General features: G+C 50.0%; 10 protein-coding genes. 9 read left to right on the forward strand and 1 reads right to left on the reverse strand.

Annotation, left to right across the window (positions count from 1 at the left end):
• Window positions 1–124 precede the first annotated feature (124 nt).
• Window positions 125–1,819 carry a glycoside hydrolase family 28 protein gene (locus UNDKW_RS13030; protein ID WP_232063374.1) on the reverse strand — a complete coding sequence of 565 codons (1,695 nt, stop codon included), beginning with the start codon at window positions 1,817–1,819 and terminating at the stop codon, window positions 125–127.
• A gap of 470 nt (window positions 1,820–2,289) precedes the next feature.
• On the opposite strand from UNDKW_RS13030, the gene UNDKW_RS13035 reads away from it, so the two are divergent.
• The 9 genes from UNDKW_RS13035 to UNDKW_RS13075 all read left to right on the forward strand — a co-directional run bounded on the left by UNDKW_RS13035 (window position 2,290) and on the right by UNDKW_RS13075 (window position 18,368).
• A complete protein-coding gene (locus tag UNDKW_RS13035) occupies window positions 2,290–6,321 on the forward strand; it encodes a beta-galactosidase (protein ID WP_197893147.1) in 4,032 nt (1,343 codons plus the stop codon).
• A gap of 23 nt (window positions 6,322–6,344) precedes the next feature.
• Window positions 6,345–8,246, forward strand: coding sequence for a rhamnogalacturonan lyase (locus UNDKW_RS13040; protein WP_162059035.1), 1,902 nt, complete (start codon window positions 6,345–6,347; stop codon window positions 8,244–8,246).
• 59 nt (window positions 8,247–8,305) lie between these two features.
• The gene (locus UNDKW_RS13045; RefSeq protein ID WP_162059036.1) at window positions 8,306–11,071 is read left to right on the forward strand and encodes a Tat pathway signal sequence domain protein; all 2,766 of its coding nucleotides are present in this window, start codon (window positions 8,306–8,308) and stop codon (window positions 11,069–11,071) included.
• Window positions 11,072–11,191: 120 nt separating this feature from the next.
• On the forward strand, window positions 11,192–13,576 hold the full coding sequence (locus UNDKW_RS13050) for a TonB-dependent receptor domain-containing protein (RefSeq protein WP_232063375.1): 2,385 nt from the start codon (window positions 11,192–11,194) through the stop codon (window positions 13,574–13,576).
• A 186-nt stretch (window positions 13,577–13,762) separates the two neighbouring features.
• Window positions 13,763–15,013 carry a rhamnogalacturonan acetylesterase gene (locus UNDKW_RS13055; protein ID WP_162059037.1) on the forward strand — a complete coding sequence of 417 codons (1,251 nt, stop codon included), beginning with the start codon at window positions 13,763–13,765 and terminating at the stop codon, window positions 15,011–15,013.
• 70 nt (window positions 15,014–15,083) lie between these two features.
• Window positions 15,084–15,950: a rhamnogalacturonan acetylesterase gene (locus UNDKW_RS13060; RefSeq protein ID WP_162059038.1), complete on the forward strand. Its 867-nt coding sequence runs from the start codon at window positions 15,084–15,086 to the stop codon at window positions 15,948–15,950.
• A 37-nt stretch (window positions 15,951–15,987) separates the two neighbouring features.
• The gene (locus UNDKW_RS13065; protein WP_162059039.1) at window positions 15,988–16,692 is read left to right on the forward strand and encodes a GDSL-type esterase/lipase family protein; all 705 of its coding nucleotides are present in this window, start codon (window positions 15,988–15,990) and stop codon (window positions 16,690–16,692) included.
• A 288-nt stretch (window positions 16,693–16,980) separates the two neighbouring features.
• The gene (locus tag UNDKW_RS13070) at window positions 16,981–17,946 is read left to right on the forward strand and encodes a hypothetical protein (protein WP_162059040.1); all 966 of its coding nucleotides are present in this window, start codon (window positions 16,981–16,983) and stop codon (window positions 17,944–17,946) included.
• 17 nt (window positions 17,947–17,963) lie between these two features.
• Entirely contained in the window at window positions 17,964–18,368 is a 405-nt protein-coding gene (locus tag UNDKW_RS13075) for a hypothetical protein (RefSeq protein ID WP_162059041.1), read from the forward strand.
• Window positions 18,369–18,426 lie beyond the last annotated feature (58 nt).

The following is an 18,426-nucleotide window of genomic DNA, read 5'->3' on the forward strand; positions in this document are numbered from 1 at the left end:
ATGAGTGTAGATGGGCACACACGATAAGAAATATGAATTAACTGACCGGAAGTATATGAATTTGGCATAGCTGTTGACATGCACAATTCAAGAGACCCATCAATAGAAATGCCGCAGCACACAACTACAGGCTTTCGCGATCCACCTGTTTGCGCTGTATATCTGCCAGACCACTGCAATCTTTAACAGAGAAATCTTTTACGTCCTGCAGACTAAAACCCGGTGTACCAGGTTGAAGAGGAAAGTTCACGTGGTCAAAATAAGCACGGCTCACATCATGCAAAGCAAAGGCTGGCCTGTTGTCTGGCTGCGCACATTTGATATCAACATGATGCAACTCCAGATTATTGACATGACGTGCGAACACCGCATGTGCGGGGCTGAGGCCAAACATGCTGGGTTCGGGATAACTACCAGCATTTTCTGGTGGATTGGCAGCTACTTTGCCAAGCTCACCACCGCCATGATGTAGAACGTGCATATTACTGATACGCACATCTTCTACAGGATAGCCAGGCACGCCACTAATGATGGATGCATAACGTGAATCAGCTCCTGACACCGTGATATTACTGATATTAATGCGCCGGATAGCCCCGGTCACCGCACCTTCCGGTGCGCGCAAACGGCTACCCAGGCGGATGAATATAGGGGGATTGGTCAAATCGCGCATGGTCAGATTGCTGACACTGATGTCCTCAATAATGGCACCATCAACGCTTTCTATGGCCAGCCCGCGGCAACGCTCAAAAATACAATTTGAAATGGCGATATTGCGAAAACCACCATTAGATTCAGTACCCAGCTTGATGCGTCCAGTCACACCCTCCTTATCTGGCGCAAACTCTTGCTTGCGCTGGAAACTACCATCCAGAAAAGTACCAAGATCAAAGCCTGATACCTGGCAATTAGTGATGCTGACATTTTCAGTAAAGCGCTTATAACCCAGTGCAAATGAGCTTTTCAGGCAGATTGCATCGTCATTGGGAGAATTGATACTGCAATTGGATATGTGAACATTGCGGCAGCAATCTATATCAAAGCCATCCCTGTCGGTATCCACTTTCAAATTATCTATCGTCATATTGTCAGCAGCAGTTGCCAGCAAGGCAAAGTGTCCGCCGTTGAAAATACTGATATCACGCAAGATAATGTTTTTACAGTTTTTAAGAGCAATCGCCTTATTGGCTTTGCCCACCATATCAGCGCCGTAAGCCTTGTTACCACTGCGTTCACCGTGCGGATCGCTATTGCCAAGGCTGAGTGGCATATCACCAGGCTTGGCCACGCGACGCGGTCCAGGGCCAGCATGTGTCAGACCCTGGCCATAGATGAGTCCGCTACCCAGAATAGCGATATGTTCAAGATCTTCGCCCCAGATCAGGCTATTGTGCCAGTGGCTGTGCCCAAAATCCTGATAAGCATCCCATTCGTTAGGCTCTGCCTCGTCGTAGCTGCCACCATGCTTTGCCGGGTCTGCAGCAATCAGTGTGGCACCTGCATCCAGATACAGAGTGACATGGCTTTGCAGGCGAATCGAGAAACTCAGGTATTTGCCAGCAGGGAAATATACTGTCCCACCACCTGCCGCAGCAGCAGCTTTGATGGCGCGATTGATCGCATCAGTATCAAGCTTCTTACCATTGCCATTGGCACCAAAACCCCGGACATTAAAATTGCTTGCCGGATTGACTTTTCCAACAATTTTTCCTTGCGCCATTACCGGTAAAGCATGCAAAGGCAACACGGTAGCTACAGCTCCAGTACCAAATATACGCAAAAAGTTTCGTCGCAATGGCGATGATGTCTGCTTACTCAATTTTTTTGTCCCCTACTTATTTTTCTGGATATGTTTTCTTTTTATACATGGCGGTATCGATTGAGATTACCATTAAAAAACCAGGGAACGTCCAGTCAAAATGTTCAACTTGATGATTAATAATGAGCAGATCTCTGAGTATTCCAAAAAAAAGCATCAATTACCGTGAGCTGATTTGGTGAATAACATATAACAAACCGTAAATTGCCTGAAAAAAGCCGAAATAATCTGCTATTGCTCATGAGCGTGATTACATCACTCGCTGCAGTTGACAGGTTTTAACGCGAAATTGATACTCGAAACAATAAGCTGCATCTTTATTTATTAATGTGGCGATAAAAACAGAGGCATCTCACACCAAGCCCAGGCCAATCAAGTACCTGAGCCAGACAGACATAGCGCATCGCCCGGTGTGGGCATACATCTACTCATTCCCAATTCTTTGTTTGACCATGATCAGAAGGAAAATGATGAACTCAGTAGTACGGTCAGGATTGACGACCTTGGTATTGACCTGCAGCGTGTGCCTGGCACATGCGCAAATGCAGAATACTGCACCACCGCAAAATTCGTCTCAAAATCCACCAGTCACTGGTGATGCCCTGATGGATAGTTTCGGGCTGACCAGTACCAACAAGGTCCAGACCAATAGTACGGTTGCCCCACCGAATGCCAACCCCAAAGTGATTCCGCTGAAGGGTGACACCAGCTTCCTGATGTCGGCCTTTCCTTCTACATCACAAAACAAGCTCAGCCTGTTTACTTCTTATGATGGCACCAGCTTTGCACCACTTGCCTCAGAAGCGTATACACCACCACAAGGCCTGCTACGTGATCCATCGATTTTGCATGCAGATGATGGCTATTATTATGTGATTTACACGACCGGCTGGACTGGCGATACCTTTGGTGTCGCCAAAAGTCGCGACCTGCGCCACTGGCAGCATGTACGTGACGTGCGCCTGCAATTGCCGGACGCGAATACCAAAATCAGCAATGTCTGGGCACCCGAATGGTTCACCGACAGCGATGGCACGGTCCACATCGTCGTGTCCGTATCTACACAGGGAACCAAAGGTCCCTTTGGGGCCTATGTGCTGCATGCGCTGGACAAGACATACGCCAATTTCTCGCCAGCCCAGGCCATGGCAGGTCTGCAAAATAATTACATTGATACTTTCCCCGTCAAGGACGGGTCACGCTATGTGGTTTTCACTAAAAATGAAACCAGCAAATACATAGAAATGGCGACAGCCCCTGCCCTTGCTGGCCCTTGGAAAGTGGAAAAAACTGGCGACTGGGCAGGCTGGGGCAAGCCCTCGGAAGGTCAGGCTCTGGTCAAGCTGAAAAATGGCGGCTGGCGCATTTACTTTGACGACTATACGACCAAGCATTACTGGTATTCTGACAGCAAGGACAATTTCAAAACCTGGACAACCAAGCAGGAACTGGGGGGTGTATCGGGCGCGGTGCGCCACTTCACTGTCATCAGCGAACCTACCAAAGTCCTGGAACAGGCCACTGCCGCAAAATCGCCAGCGAGAAAGATCACCTGGGATAAACACTCGCTGATGATAGACGGCAAAAGGGAAATGATCTGGGCAGGTGAATTTCACCCTTTCCGCTTACCCAATCCCTCACTGTGGCGTGATGTCATACAAAAAATGAAAGCCACCGGCCTGAACACTGTAGCCATCTACTTTGACTGGGGTTATCACTCGTCACGCCCGAATCAATATGATTTTTCCAGCATACGCAATGTAGAACTGGCGATAGAAATGGCCGAACAGGAAGGCATGTATGTCATTGCCCGCCCGGGCCCCTATGTGAATGCGGAACTGACACTGGGCGGTTTCCCTGGCTATCTGGCCAGGCAAAAAGCGATTGCCCGTACTGATGCTGCCGAATACATGCAGTCTGCAGATGAATGGCTGACCCAGATTGACGCGATTATCGCGCGCCATCAAATCACCACTGGTGGCGGCACTGTCATTGCCTATCAGCTGGAAAACGAGTTATCAAATACCTCGGATACGCATAAGCGCTACATGCAACACCTGGCAGACAAAGCCAGGGCCGATGGCATCAGCGTACCGCTGTTCCACAATTCTGCAGGTCGTCTGCCGAACTGGACGCCACCCAATTCCAGCGCACCCTATGCGGTGCCAGGCCCCACCGATTTGTACAGTTTTGACGGCTACCCGGGTGGTGGCTGTACCAATACCAAAGAAATTGGCAAACCGAATGTCGTGCCCAACTGGGGCATGTATGGTGAAATTCCCGCCAATACCGGATCCGGGCCGGTCAAGATTGGTGCCCTCGCGTCTCCCAATACGCCAGGCTTTGCGGCAGAAATGGGCGGCGGCTGGTTTGATTTCTGGGGCAGCGTCGGCACCTATGATTGTACCGCGCAACGCACCGGATCGAATTATGTACGCACTTTCTACGGCGCTAATTTGATCAATGGCATTTCCATCCATTCCATTTATATGATGTATGGCGGCACATCATGGGGCTGGCTGCCAGCGCAGGTCGTGTATACTTCTTACGATTACGGTGCTGCCATCGACGAAGGCCGTGGCTTGCGCGAAAAAGCCTTGACACTGAAGCAGATGGGGCACTTTGTGGATGCCGCCAAATCCGTGTTAAGCGCCATGGATAAAGGCGAGGCAATCACTGCATCCAATCCTGCGGTCAAGCTTTATCACAATATCAGTCCTGTCAACGGCGCGCACCTGATTTTCGCCATTCATACCAAGACCGATTCAACCACAGAAGAACTGTTCAGCTTCAAGCTCACTACACGCGATGGCAGCTACCAGATCCCGCAAGCGGGTACTTTGCGTATCAAGGACCAGAACGTCAAACTGCTGTTATCAGACTATGCACTGGAGCGCCAGCATCTGGTCTACACCACATCCGATACCCAGACCCACCTGCGACAGGATGAGCGCGATATCGCCTTGCTGTATGGCCGCAAAGGCGAAGATGGCGAAACCGTATTGCGTTATCAATCACAGCCAAAGGTCGAAGTACTGGAAGGTGCAGCCAATGCAGTGTTTGATCCTAAAAACGGCGATCTGCGGTTGAATTATGTACACAAGGATTTGATACGCGTACGCATCAGTGGTGGTGGCAAAGCAGATTTACTGCTGTTGCTTGCAGACGATGAAACAGGTCGTAACTTCTGGCGTCAGGAAACCGCACACGGCCCTGTCCTTGAGCGTTCTCCAGCACTGGTGCGCCAGGCCAATGTGCAAGGCAACACCCTGCACCTGAGCGGCGATACCCACGAAAGTAGTAAGCTGGACATATGGGCACCAAAAGCCGTCACACAAATCACCTGGAATACTGCCTCCATCACCAGCAACAAAAATGCCGATGGTAGTTTGTCGACTGAGCCCCTGGCTGGCCCTGCTGACATTGTTTTACCAAAACTGATGCAACAGACATGGATGCGTCGCATGGATTCGCCAGAGGCAGCCAAAGTCTTTGACGACAGCAAATGGCGCAAGACTGACCTGACCACCACGGCTGCAACCGTGAAGACCACACCTCCTGCTGGTCAACCCATACTCAGCATGAGTGATTATGGCTTTCACCATGGCGATGTCTGGTACCGTGGCAATTTCAAAGTGCAGGCTGGCAAACCACTGCCTGAACAATTGGAAATAAGCTATGGCGGTGGTGGTGCAGGTTTCATGCAACTGTGGCTGGACGGTGTCTACATCGGTGAAAATGAAATGCCAACCGGAAAACCCAAGCCAGATAACTGGGGCACGGCCAGCTTCAAGCTGTCTGCCGAAGCATTGCATGTGGGCGAACACGTACTGTCGGTCATGGTCAGAAATAATTCCCACAACTGGGATCTGGCAGCGGATGACGAACATAAAGTTGCACGTGGCTTGATCAGTGCGTCACTGACGCATGACATCAAAGAGAAATTTGCCACACCAATTACCTGGAAAATCCAGGGCAATAAAGGCGGTGAAGAAATTGCTGACCTGGTACGTGGTCCCATGAATAACGGCGGCCTCTATGGTGAACGTGCAGGCTGGTATTTGCCGGTCAGCAGTAAGGCTGAGTCCAAACCAGACAACGGCGGCTGGGGAAAAGCCAGTCCAGATGCGGCGCCACCAGCGGCAGGTACTTATTGGTTACGTACCAATTTCACCCTGGATATGCCGACAGGTCATGATGTACAACTGGGTCTGGCCATAGGCGATACCAGCCAGCCACGTTCTGACCGCAGAAACCGTGTCCTGATTTTCGTCAATGGCTGGAATATGGGAAATTTCATTTCTCATATAGGCCCGCAGCGTCTCTTCATCCTGCCACCAGGCATATTGAATCCGAATGGTGAAAATACGCTTACCTTGGCAGTCAGTACAGATGGCAAGGCTGCCAATGCACTGGAGCCGCTGGAATTGGTCAAGATACGCGCCGCCCGTGGCGGCGTACCGCTGGAGCTGGTCCCAAGCCCTTCCAACCTGCAACGCTGATGACAAACGGGAAATCTGCACCTATGAAAATCCATCATGTATTGACCGGCACCCTGGTAGTCGCCAGCCTGGCTGGTGTTTGCAGCAGTCAGGTGCAGGCCGAAGCGACCACTGTCGCTGCTAAAGCGAAAACCATAAGCCCTGCCAGCGCATCGCTGCGTGGCAAGCAGATGGAAAAACTCGATCGCGGGGTTATCGCCATCAACACTGGCAAGGCCAATTTCATCAGTTGGCGCTTGTTGGGAACCGATCCAGAGAATATCAGTTTCAATATTTATCGCGGACAGGAGAAATTAAACCGAGTACCCCAGCAAGTAACCAATTACGCCGATGACACAGGTACACCTGCCAGCAGCTACACCATACGTCCAGTCATTGACGGTGCTGAATTACTCGCAGATGCGCCCAAAAGTACGTGGAGGAATTTGTATAAAACCATACCCGTACAAAAACCGGCCGATGGCATTACCCCTGATGGATCAAGTTACAGCTATGTACTGAATGATGGCTCTGCAGCAGATCTCGACGGTGACGGCGAGTATGAACTCATCGTTAAATGGCAACCCACCAACGCCAAGGATAATTCCCAGGCAGGCTACACCGGCAATACCTACGTGGATGCCTACAAGCTTGATGGAAAACTATTGTGGCGCATTGATCTGGGCAAGAATATACGCGCCGGCGCACATTACACCACCTTCCTGACGTATGACTTTGATGGTGATGGCAAGGCAGAAGTCATGATGAAAACTGCTGATGGCACCATAGATGGCAAGGGTAAAGTCATCGGCAATGCTGCTGTCGATTATCGTAATGATAAAGGCTATATTTTATCTGGACCAGAATACCTGACAGTCTTCAATGGCATGACCGGTGCTGCCATGGCCAGCACCAGCTATATCCCGGCACGCGGCGATGTTGCGGCCTGGGGTGATGTCTATGGCAACCGGGTAGATCGCTTTCTTGGCGCGGTGGCATTTCTGGATGGAGAACGTCCAAGCGCTGTCTTTTCGCGTGGCTACTACACCCGTGCAGTGATTGCGGCCTGGGACTGGCGCGATGGCAAACTCACCAGCCGCTGGACCTTTGACAGCGATATCGAAGGCGGCCCGGTCAATCACCAGGGTGCGCACTGGATGTCGGTGGCCGATGTCGATGGTGACGGCAAGGATGATCTCATCTATGGTGCTGCCACTATAGGCAGCAACGGCAAAATGTTATACAGCACTGGTCTGTGCCATGGTGATGCACTGCATGTAGGCAAGCTTGCCCCCAATCGCCCAGGACAGCAAATTTACATGGTACATGAAACGCCAAGCTGCTATGGCGCACACGGACTGGAAATGCATGATGCCGCTACCGGGAAAATACTCTGGAGCGTAGATGGCAAAGGTGCCGATGTCGGTCGTGGCGTATGTATGGACATAGATCCTGCTTATCCCGGTGAAGAATGCTGGGGATCAGTCGGTGGACTGATGAGCGCCGCAGGCGTGGAAATTTCACCCCAGCATCCACGGCGCGTCAACTTCGCAGTATGGTGGGATGGTGATCTCTTGCGTGAATCGCTGGATGGCACCCTGATAGAAAAATGGAATCCAAAAGCCTTCGTCTTCGAACGTTTACTGAATGGTGCGACTTATAATGCCGCATCCAATAATGGTACCAAAGCAACGCCTGTGCTGTCGGCTGACTTGTTTGGTGACTGGCGTGAAGAAGTCGTATGGAGAAATAATGACAGCACTGCCCTGCTGATATTCAGCACCACCATACCGACAACGCATCGTATCACCAGCCTGATGCACAATCCACAATACAGGATGCAGGTGGCAGGACAAAATGCCGGGTACAACCAACCTCCACACCCCAGTTTCTACCTCGGTGATGGCATGGTCGTGACCAAACCAGAGCTCATACATACACCCTGATTTTCCATGCGCGATCAAGCAACAGGCACAGCTATCTCCAGATTTATAAGTAACGGATAATGTATAAATTAACACGTCGCAGCTTCATCAAAACAACGGCAGCCACAGCGCTTGTCAGTCATTTGCCCACTCTGCAGGCGCAGAATCTGTCTGCGGGTAATACAGGCATGGAAGTAAAGGCAGATGAGTTTATACGCCTGAACTGGCTGGAAGGAAAACCACCGCAAGTATTGACAGGCGCAACAGTAGGCGTGCCATGGCCACGAGGCAAGATAGCCAAAAGCCAGCAGTTTCAATTGATTAATCAGGATGGCAAAGACTTGCCTACTCAAAGCTGGCCTCTGGCATATTGGCCTGATGGCACCTTGAAGTGGACTGCTCATGCCGTAGCCGCAGGTGTCAGCCTGGGTTCGGAATTGCAGGTCAAACCTGTAGCAAAAACTGCCCTATCCCCTGAAAAATTCGTCAGCGTCAGGCAAAGTAAAGATGGGTATCTGATAGATACCGGCGTGATGGTATGTGAAGTAGCCAGTCAGGGTGCACAGTTTATCCGCAGTGTGCAGCGTGATGGCAAAGAAATCATGCGCAATGGCCATCTGGTCGTCATCAGCGATGATCAGCCAAATGGAGAAAGCGGCACCACCCGCCAGCACAATTACATCAGCGATATCAGTCAGGTCAGTCTTGAACAAAATGGCCCGGTACGTGCGGTGCTGAAGGTGGAAGGCATGCACAAGGATGCCAAACGGGCCTGGCTACCTTTCGTGCTCAGGCTGTATTTCTATGCAGGCGCGGACACCATACGTGTCATGCACAGCTTTGTTTATAATGGCGATGAGCAACGCGATTTCTTGCGCGGCATAGGCTTGCGCTTCGACGTCCCCATGCGTGATGCGCTGTATGATAGGCATGTGCGGTTTGCCGGTGAAAATGCCGGCTTATGGGCAGAAGGTGTGCGTAATATGACCGGTCTGCGCCGTGACCCTGGCCCCGCAGTACGCAATGCCCAACTTGCAGGGCTTGCCTGCCCACCACTGACACAGTTCCCTGATGTTATACAGCGCCTGATCCATCTGGTACCGGCATGGGGTGATTACACCCTGTCACAACAATCAGCAGACGGCTTCAAGATACGCAAACGAACTAAATCCGGTTACGGCTGGGTAGAAGCCGCCTGGGGACACAGATCACCCGGCACCGGCTATATAGGTGGTATCAGTGGCGGCGTCGCTTTTGGCTTGCGCGATTTCTGGCAGCGTCACCCTACTCAACTGGATATCCGTCAAGCGCATACCGACACCGCCCAGGTCACCGTCTGGATGTGGTCGCCCGATGCACCGGCTATGGATCTGCGCTTTTATCATGATGGCATGGGTATGGAAACCCATGATCAGGAACGCGAAGGCCTGGAAATCACTTATGAAGATTATGAAAAAGGCTTTGGCAGCCCCATGGGTGTGGCACGCAGTAGCGAAATAACCCTATGGGTATGTGCGGCCACGCCTTCAAGAGAAAAGCTGGTACAATTTGCCGAAGCGGTACAAACACCACCGCAACTGGTGGCAAAGCCCAGCCATTTCCTGGCGACCGGCGTGTTTGGCGGATTGTGGAGTTTGCCTGATCGCTCGCATCCGGTAAAAGCCGCGATTGAAGACCAGCTCGATTTCCGCTTTAATTTCTATAAGGAACAGGTAGAACAACGTCACTGGTATGGCTTCTGGGATTTTGGTGATATCCGCCACAGCTATGATCTGGACCGGCATGAATGGCGTTATGACGTCGGTGGCTTTGCCTGGGATAATTCTGAACTATCCCCAGACCTTTGGCTTTGGTATTCCTTTCTGCGCACCGGACGGGCAGACATCTTCCGTTTTGCCGAAGCCATGGTCAGGCACACCAGCGAAGTCGATACCCATCACCTGGGGCAATTTGCCGGCCTGGGTTCTCGCCACAATGTACAGCACTGGGGCTGTAGCGCAAAGCAGTTGCGCATCAGTGCCGCCGTCTATCGCCGCTTTTATTACTACCTGACAGCAGATGAACGCATAGGCGACATCATGCATTCATTAATAGACGCCGACAAAAAACTGGAGAGCACAGACCCGGCGCGCAAACTAAAGCCCAGGGAAGACATCAGCAATATCAAGGCACATGCCGGTTTCGGTACAGACTGGGGTTCACTCGCTGGTAACTGGCTGACCGAATGGGAACGCAGCGGTGACATCAAATACCGCAACAAGATATTGACCGGCATGCGTGACATTGCCGGCATGCCCCACGGCTTTTTCAATGGTAACAGCTTTGCCTATGACGCTGACACCAGCCATCTGATCAATGTCTTTGGTAAGCGTGCATCGGCCAGCCATTTGAATGCTGTCTTTGGCGCAGTAGAAATTTTTGCCGAACTGGTGACCCTGACTGACGAACCCGGGTTTGTACAGGCATGGTTACAGTATTGTGAACTCTTCAATGCTGGTAAACAGGAGCAGATCAATGCACTGGGCATGCCACATGGTGCGGGCAATGCCTTGCGTAACGGCCATTCCAGACTCACCGCCTACGTCGCCTGGAAAAACAAAAATCCCGCACTGGCACAGCGTGCCTGGCGCGAGTTTTTTGGTAACCGTGGCGTGCCCGGCCCATTGCTGAAAACCACACGCGTTCAGGGTGTCAATAGCCTCAATCCCGTCGATGAAGTGCCATGGATTAGCACCAATGACACTGCCCAATGGGGCCTGGCTGCGATACAAAATCTGGCACTGATCGGTGTGCATATTCCCTCAGTGACGGACCTGAAAAAAATGACTGGTGCAGACCCGGATTGAACAAATGAAGCATCCGTATCTACTGACAACAAACTGATACAAAGCAAGTTGAACAAGGCAGACATTTTTACGTCATAGTGTTGGCAATTTCATCTAATGGCACTCTACTAGACCCAAATCATGACTACACGCCGTAAAAAAATTTGCCCAGAGACAGTAACGCAATTTGTCCGCCATGGTCGCAAGACAACGCGTAACCTGGTAGTGGGTGTGCTGATCACAGAAGCTTTTTGCATGAGTCCAATTGCTTATGCTCAAACCCCGGATAAGCCAGCTGTACCTGCCACACCGGCCAAAGCCGCAACACCAGTCAAGCCTGCAGAACCCAAACCAGAAGAAACAAATAGTAAAACTGGGCCGGTAAGCAAAACAGATAGCAAGCCAGTGACATCTGATGCGCCAGCCAGCAGTAGTGGCGAACCACAATCGGTGACCGTACAAGCAGAACGCCCCAGCAATCGCATTGATCGTCAGGTATATGATGTCAAATCAGATGTCGCCAGTACCAATGGTACAGCTGCTGATGCTCTTAACAATATCCCCTCTGTATCCGTAGATCCAGATGGCACAATCAGTCTGCGCGGCAGCACTAAAGTTCAAATCCTGATCGATGGAAAACCATCCGCCATGATGCAGGGCGACAATCGTGGCGCATCGCTAAATGCCATGCCCTCGCACGACATAGAGTCTATAGAAGTGATCAATAATCCTGGCGCGCAATTTGGCAACGAAGGTGGTGGTGGGCCCATTCTCAATCTGGTCATGCGACGCAATCGTCAGCCTGGCGGCTTCGGCGTCGTCAATGCCAATGCCGGATCAGCGGGTCGCTATAACAGCGCTGCATCTGGCAGTTATCATGAGGGCCTTTTTGGCATACAGGGTGGTGTCAACTTCCGCCACGATGGCAGAAATTCAGTGGGCGAGGCTGTCCGCGACCGGCTTGATCTCGGTCAGCACAGTACTCAGGAATCTGCTTCTGCTGGCTTGAATAATTCTTCCGGTGTCAATGCTGCGATTACGTACAACATCGGCACGAAGGATACCCTCGGGGCCAATTTCTCTTATGCCAGACGCAACAATGACCAAAAATCGACAGACCACTACCTGAACATCGGCCAAATCAATAGTGACTATGTGCGTTCTACCCAGCGCGGTGGCGAAAGCACCAATTACAGTTGGGGCGGTCGCTATGACCGCAAAGGCGACATCAACGGCGAAATAATGCGGCTGGACTTGCGTGTATCAGGTTCGGACAATACCAGCTCCAACGCGTATTCCAACGTATACTCCAACGTGGATGCGAGCAGTCCGATTATTTTTACCGATGTACACAGCAAGCAAAATAATGCCAACAATATCAAGATCGTCGATTTTACCGGTGACTATGAACGCCCCGATGAAAAGGGTCTTTTGAAAATGGGCTACAAGATAGCCAATAACAAAAGTGAATTTGATACCAGCTATTTTAATATTGATCCCATCAGTAACACCGCCATCCTGAATCCGTCACGAACCAATAGCTATAATCTGGATGAAGCCAATATTGCCCTGTACGGCTCGTATCAATTGCGCCTGAATGAAAAATGGGGTGTACTGGCAGGCCTGAGGACGGAGTATACGCATATCGATATCCAACAGCTGACTACACGCATAGAGGCGACCAATCACTACATTAACTATATTCCCAGCTTCTTTGCCAGTTACAAGGCCAGTGACGACACCACCCTGCGTTTCAGTTATGCACATCGCATACGTCGCGCCAATGCCAATGAGCTCAATCCTTTTGTTGTCTATCGTGACGAGTTGAATTACTCCAGCGGCAACCCAAAATTGAAGCCGGCGCAAACAGATTCCTTTGAATTGGCGTATGAAACCAGAGTCATCGGGCTGGATATGAATATCCGTGGCTACTATCGCACAGAAAGCGACAGTATTTTGTCTCGAAAAATCCCGATCAACGACACTGTAGTGCTGACCACACTGGAAAACGGTGGAGGCAATCACTCCAGCGGTGTTGAATTCACGCTCAGCGGCAAGCTAACGCCCAAGCTTTCCATCAATACCAGCGGCAACCTGTTATTCATCGAACAAAAAATCCTGAATACCGCCGGTCAGGAAATTCAGCGTTCAGCATCTTCATTAAGTTTGCGCGGACGCTTTAATTATCAACTCAGCGAGCAAGATCAGCTGCAAATCAGCCTAAATTCCCAGGGGAAAACGCTCTCGGGCGAAGGTTATCGGCAACCCAATTCCACTGCTAATTTCAGCCTGCGCCACACAATTACACCTAGCCTGAATCTGGTTCTGAACGTCACGGATATCTTTAACTCAAACAAAATTGAGACCATCGTCGATACAGACACACTCAAAGAACACAATATCCGGCGTTATGACGGTCGCTTGATATATGTCGGGCTGTCTTATCGCTTTGGCGGCAATACAGCCGGCGGCCAGGGCAATAATCGTCAGGAAATGCGCCGCCCGCCTCCACCTGGCCAATCCTGATGCGGTCTTACCGCAATCCGGCGATCAACGGCCTGTCGAATACTATCGACAGGCCGTTTTTCATCGAATGCCAATCACGACTCTGATTGTTTTTCTGAAAAACGGCCTTTGCCCCATAGCTACCCTAAAATGCATCAATAATTTCCACAGCTTTTATTACTGCAAGAATTTCCTGAGCTGATTCCGATGAAAAAAATACCGACTTTCAAGCTATTGATTTTTATTGGCAGCATCGCCTTTAGTAATATGCTCTACGCCCAAACATATTCATTTGATTTCAGTACAAAGCCTGCAGCGCAGTCCAAAGCGGTGAAAACAGATGCTATCTATTCCGCAGAGACCGGATTTGGCTTTGAGAATGGTGCTCAGATCAGCACTACCAGCAATGGCATCAGCAGCGCTAAACCCTTCCTGTTTTCCGTTGCCGTACCCGAGGGAAATTATCGCGTCAAACTCATGCTGGGTGATGATGACGGCGAATCTGAGACGACCGTCAAAGCAGAAACCCGCCGTCTGATGCTGGAAAAAATCAAAACCAGGAAAGGTGAACGCATAGAAAAAAGCTTCATCGTCAACGTACGCCGCCCTGGTATTGCTGGCGGTGGCGAAGTCAAATTGAAGCAGCGAGAAACAGGAGAAGAACAATTTACCTGGGACGACAAACTGACGCTGGAATTCAATGGCCCGCGCTCCAGCGTAGATGTCATCAGCATAGAGCGCGTAGAAAATGTGCCCACTCTTTATTTGCTGGGTGACTCTACTGTCACCGATCAACCAGGCGAACCTTACGCTAGTTGGGGGCAAATGCTGCCACGCTTTTTCTCAGCAGAGATCAGTGTCGCGAATTATGCGCAGTCAGGCGAATCCCTGGCATCTTCTAAAACGGCACGCAGGCTGGACAAAGTACTCAGCCTGGTCAAGCCTGACGACTATGTGCTGATCCAATTTGGGCACAATGACATGAAGGCGGTGGATGTCGCCACTTACAAAAATAATCTGAAGACCTATACCGCAGCACTGGCTGAGAAACATGTGCAGGTGGTATTGGTCACCCAGGTACAACGCCACACATTTGAAGGTATGACGATCACCAATTCTCACAAGGGCTATCCGGATGCGGTACGTGAAGTCGCCAAAGAAGAAAACCTGCCTCTGATTGATCTGCACGCCATGAGCAAGGTCTTTTATGAAGCACTGGGGCCAGAAAAGTCTTTGCTGGCATTTAAACCGGGGGATGGTACCCATCACAATGCCTACGGCGCTTATGAACTGGCCAGGTGCATTGTGGAAGGTGTGCGGCAAAGCAAATTACCTCTCAAAAAATTCATCCTGGCTCAGCCGGAAAGTTTTGATCCTGCAAAGCCGGACGTGCCAGAGTCATTTTTCATGCCGGCCAGTCCGGCTATCGTCAGTATAAAAAAGCCAGATGGCAGTTGAGTTGTCGTTGAGGCGCGCCTTATAATCAGTTGATTCAATGACTGCCATGACACCGTTTACAGGACTTTTCATGATTATACATAGCGCAATCCCTATCTCGTGGAATAAGGCCTTGCAGGCTTTAATCCTTCTGGCGGTAGTTAGTGTAGCCTCAGCACAGACTGTGAAAGAAGATGACAGACCAGTTGTGGAAGAAAGCAAACAGATCATCAATCAGGCGGCTGACCCTAAATTGCCCTCCTTCTTTATCGTTGGCGACTCCACAGCTCGTAGTGACGCACCCATGCGTGGCTGGGCAGATGAAATAGCACCCTATTTCGACTCAAAAAAAATCAACGTCATCAATCGTGCCATAGGCGGGCGTAGTAGTCGCACCTATATTCAGGAGGGTCGATGGGACAAGGTATTGGGCGAAATGAAAGCTGGTGATTTCTTGCTGGTACAGTTTGGGCATAATGATGTTGGTCCGGTTGATGCCAGAGGCAAATTCAGAGGCACATTGCGCAGCACTGGAGAAGATACCGAAATCATCAACAGACCAGATGGCAGCGTTGAAATCGTGCACAGCTACGGCTGGTATTTGAAAAAATACATACAAGATGCCAGGGCGAAGGGTATTTCCATCATTATCGCAACTCCAGTGCCACACAAGGACTGGACTAATGATTTTGCCGAGCATCGCAAGCTGGCAAGCATAGTCGCCAATGAAACCCAGGTAGCCTTGATTGATGTTACAGCCATAACTGGCAAAACTTACGACGTCCTGGGCAAGGAAAAAGTCGATACCTTGTTTAGCGACCAGCGCACCCATACCAACGTCACCGGCGCGAGGATTAATGCAGAATCCGTCATTGCGGGCATCAAAGGTCTCTCAGGCAATGGATTGAACAACTATCTTTCACTTAAAGCTGGCCTTATATCACCTCAGCCTGAGTGAAATTCTCTGATAACTCACAATCCTATATATTCACCTCATGAAACGCTTGATTTTATCTGCCCTTCTGTTTACTTCTATTTGTCATGCACAAGTAAGTTCGCTACCTGTCAAACAGCCTACTACGATTGCAAGTGATCAGAATTACAGTCCCAAATTGGCTTATCAAATCTACTTTAATGACTATATAACATTAAGGAAAAATCGCCCGTCTGATCTGATTTTCATTGGTGACTCGATTACAGAACAATGGCGATGGGGAGCGGGCTCTTCTGTTTGGAAAAAACACTTTGAAGAGCGCGCGATCGATTTTGGGTTGGGATCGGACAAAACCCAACATACTATCTGGCGCTTGGAAAATATCGACCTGTCAGCCTTTACTCCCCAGGTCGCTATCATCCTGATTGGCACAAACAATGTACAGGATACACCGGAAGAAATTGCAGACGGTGTGAAAGCCGTCATCGCCGCCACTCAAAAGAAATTCAATGGCATCAAGATTGTTTTGTTGAGTATTTTACCTAATGCGCGTGCGACAGAAAAAATGGCTGCAACCAATAAGCTGCTGGCGCCACTGGATGACCAAAGAAACATTTATTATCTCGATCTCGCGGCGCAACTCCCACCTGCCGGTGACAACTGGAAAGGCATCAGTAAAGACAAGTTGCATCTATCCGTTGAAGGATACGAAATTTGGGCAAGCGCCCTGGAGCCTCTGCTTTCTACAATAATGAATCAAAAATAAATTTGTCGTTTTTGGCAAATTCATTTTTTTTGCGGGCACAGCGCTGTGCAAACAAATACTCAGTATTTGTTTTAATTTTCCGCATTCACATCTACGTGGAAATTAAATATTGATCCTCAAATTGCAAGGAAAATAAATTCTTGCAGCAAATGTTTGGGGCAAATCCCTATTGTTGCAATTATTTTGCGCTAACATAATCCTTTCAAGGATTTTGGCCAGAACATCCTCAGTGTCAAAAAAATTTCTGGTTTTCTCTTTCAGTAACTGATAGATAACAGGAGTTATTCCATGAAGACTTTGATGACAAAGACGTACAGCACACCTTTTTTGAGGACAACACTCATTGTCTGCGGTTTATTGGCTACTCCACTGATCGCGACATCACAAACCAAACCAGCCGCCAGTGCACAAGGCAAAGTCGCTGCTACAAAATCTGGCACACAAGTGGTCAAGCCGCCGATTGCATTTGCGTATATCGATCTGGCGACCAATGCCAGTGATATGCCGGGTGGCATGATGGGCGGGGCTATGCAGGGTGCGCAATCTGGTGGCTTCTTTGGTGCCCTGGGTGGCATGGCTCGCGGTGGCACCGGTAACAATGACAGAGGTAATGTTTTCGGAAATACGCATTCCATGGGTTTTGCCAGTGGCAGATTCATGGATGTATCCGTATTCACAAACAAGAATACCTCGCTGACAGATGCCAACCAGATGATCCCTGCTGGCATGAACCTCGGTGATAGTTTGAAGCTGCTAGCGCCAGCCCCAGAAAAACCAGTGCAATACACACCTTCTGAAGAAACACCATCCGAGCCCAGCTATGAAAAACCCAAAGGCAAAATTTCGATTTATTGGGGTTGCGGCGAAACCATAAGGCCGGGGCAGCCGCGTACTCTCGATGCAGCCAAGGCATCGCCAGAAGATTATGCAAAATTCTTTACCATGCGCGGCAAAGTCACCAAGGGTGCGCGTTCACAACCTGGCAACCCGGCATGGCCAAACAAGAGCGATGACAGAAAAGTGCCTGACACTGCTTCACTGGTTGGCCAGCATCATTTTGTCGGTAATGGCATACCTGAGAGCTTCAAACTCAATCTGGCGTCAAACAATGATTTGATGGCAGCGATTGAACTGGTACAAACCAAGAAGGCTGGCGGGGTTGGACTGGAGTGGAAATCAGTGCCAAATGCGCGTGGCTATTTCATCAGTGTCATGGGTGGACAGTCGGGGAGTGGCGATAACCCGAAGTCATAGTCTGGACATCCAGTGAATTGCCAGACTTTGGCTTTGGCCTGGTGGATTATCAAGCCAATGCAGATGTCGATAAGTGGCTTAATGAAAAAGTCATCCTGCCCGCCAGTACGACCAAATGCGATGTTCCAAAAGGTATTTTTGGTGATCAGGGAGCGGGCATGCTGCGCATGATTGCCTACGGCTCAGATGCTTATTTTGCCTACCCTCCTCGTCCGAGCGATCCAAAAATTGCCTGGGAACCAGATTGGCAAACCAAGCTGCGTATGAAATCGACTTATAGCTCCATACTAGGTGGTATGGGCGACATGGGTGGACGCAGGTCCAATAATGCATCACAAGCAGAGCAACAGCAAAGGCCTGAACAAAAAGAAGAACCCAAGGTCAAGGCAACAGATGTCCTGAAAGGTTTGCTGGGTTTCTGATTCAAGCTTGCAGCTTAGAGCGGCGGCTGAGCCATGTTGATCAATGCTTTGATGAATG

This window comes from Undibacterium sp. KW1 (assembly GCF_009937955.1).
Classification (GTDB): domain Bacteria; phylum Pseudomonadota; class Gammaproteobacteria; order Burkholderiales; family Burkholderiaceae_D; genus Undibacterium.

Bases quoted from the DNA above. Each gene is read 5' to 3' on its own strand.
- UNDKW_RS13060 (WP_162059038.1), top strand. From the start codon at position 15,084: ATGATTATACATAGCGCAATCCCTATCTCGTGGAATAAGGCCTTGCAG.
- UNDKW_RS13055 (WP_162059037.1), top strand. From the start codon at position 13,763: ATGAAAAAAATACCGACTTTCAAGCTATTGATTTTTATTGGCAGCATC.
- UNDKW_RS13065 (WP_162059039.1), top strand. From the start codon at position 15,988: ATGAAACGCTTGATTTTATCTGCCCTTCTGTTTACTTCTATTTGTCAT.
- UNDKW_RS13070 (WP_162059040.1), top strand. From the start codon at position 16,981: ATGAAGACTTTGATGACAAAGACGTACAGCACACCTTTTTTGAGGACA.
- UNDKW_RS13045 (WP_162059036.1), top strand. From the start codon at position 8,306: ATGTATAAATTAACACGTCGCAGCTTCATCAAAACAACGGCAGCCACA.
- UNDKW_RS13050 (WP_232063375.1), top strand. From the start codon at position 11,192: ATGACTACACGCCGTAAAAAAATTTGCCCAGAGACAGTAACGCAATTT.
- UNDKW_RS13035 (WP_197893147.1), top strand. From the start codon at position 2,290: ATGAACTCAGTAGTACGGTCAGGATTGACGACCTTGGTATTGACCTGC.
- UNDKW_RS13040 (WP_162059035.1), top strand. From the start codon at position 6,345: ATGAAAATCCATCATGTATTGACCGGCACCCTGGTAGTCGCCAGCCTG.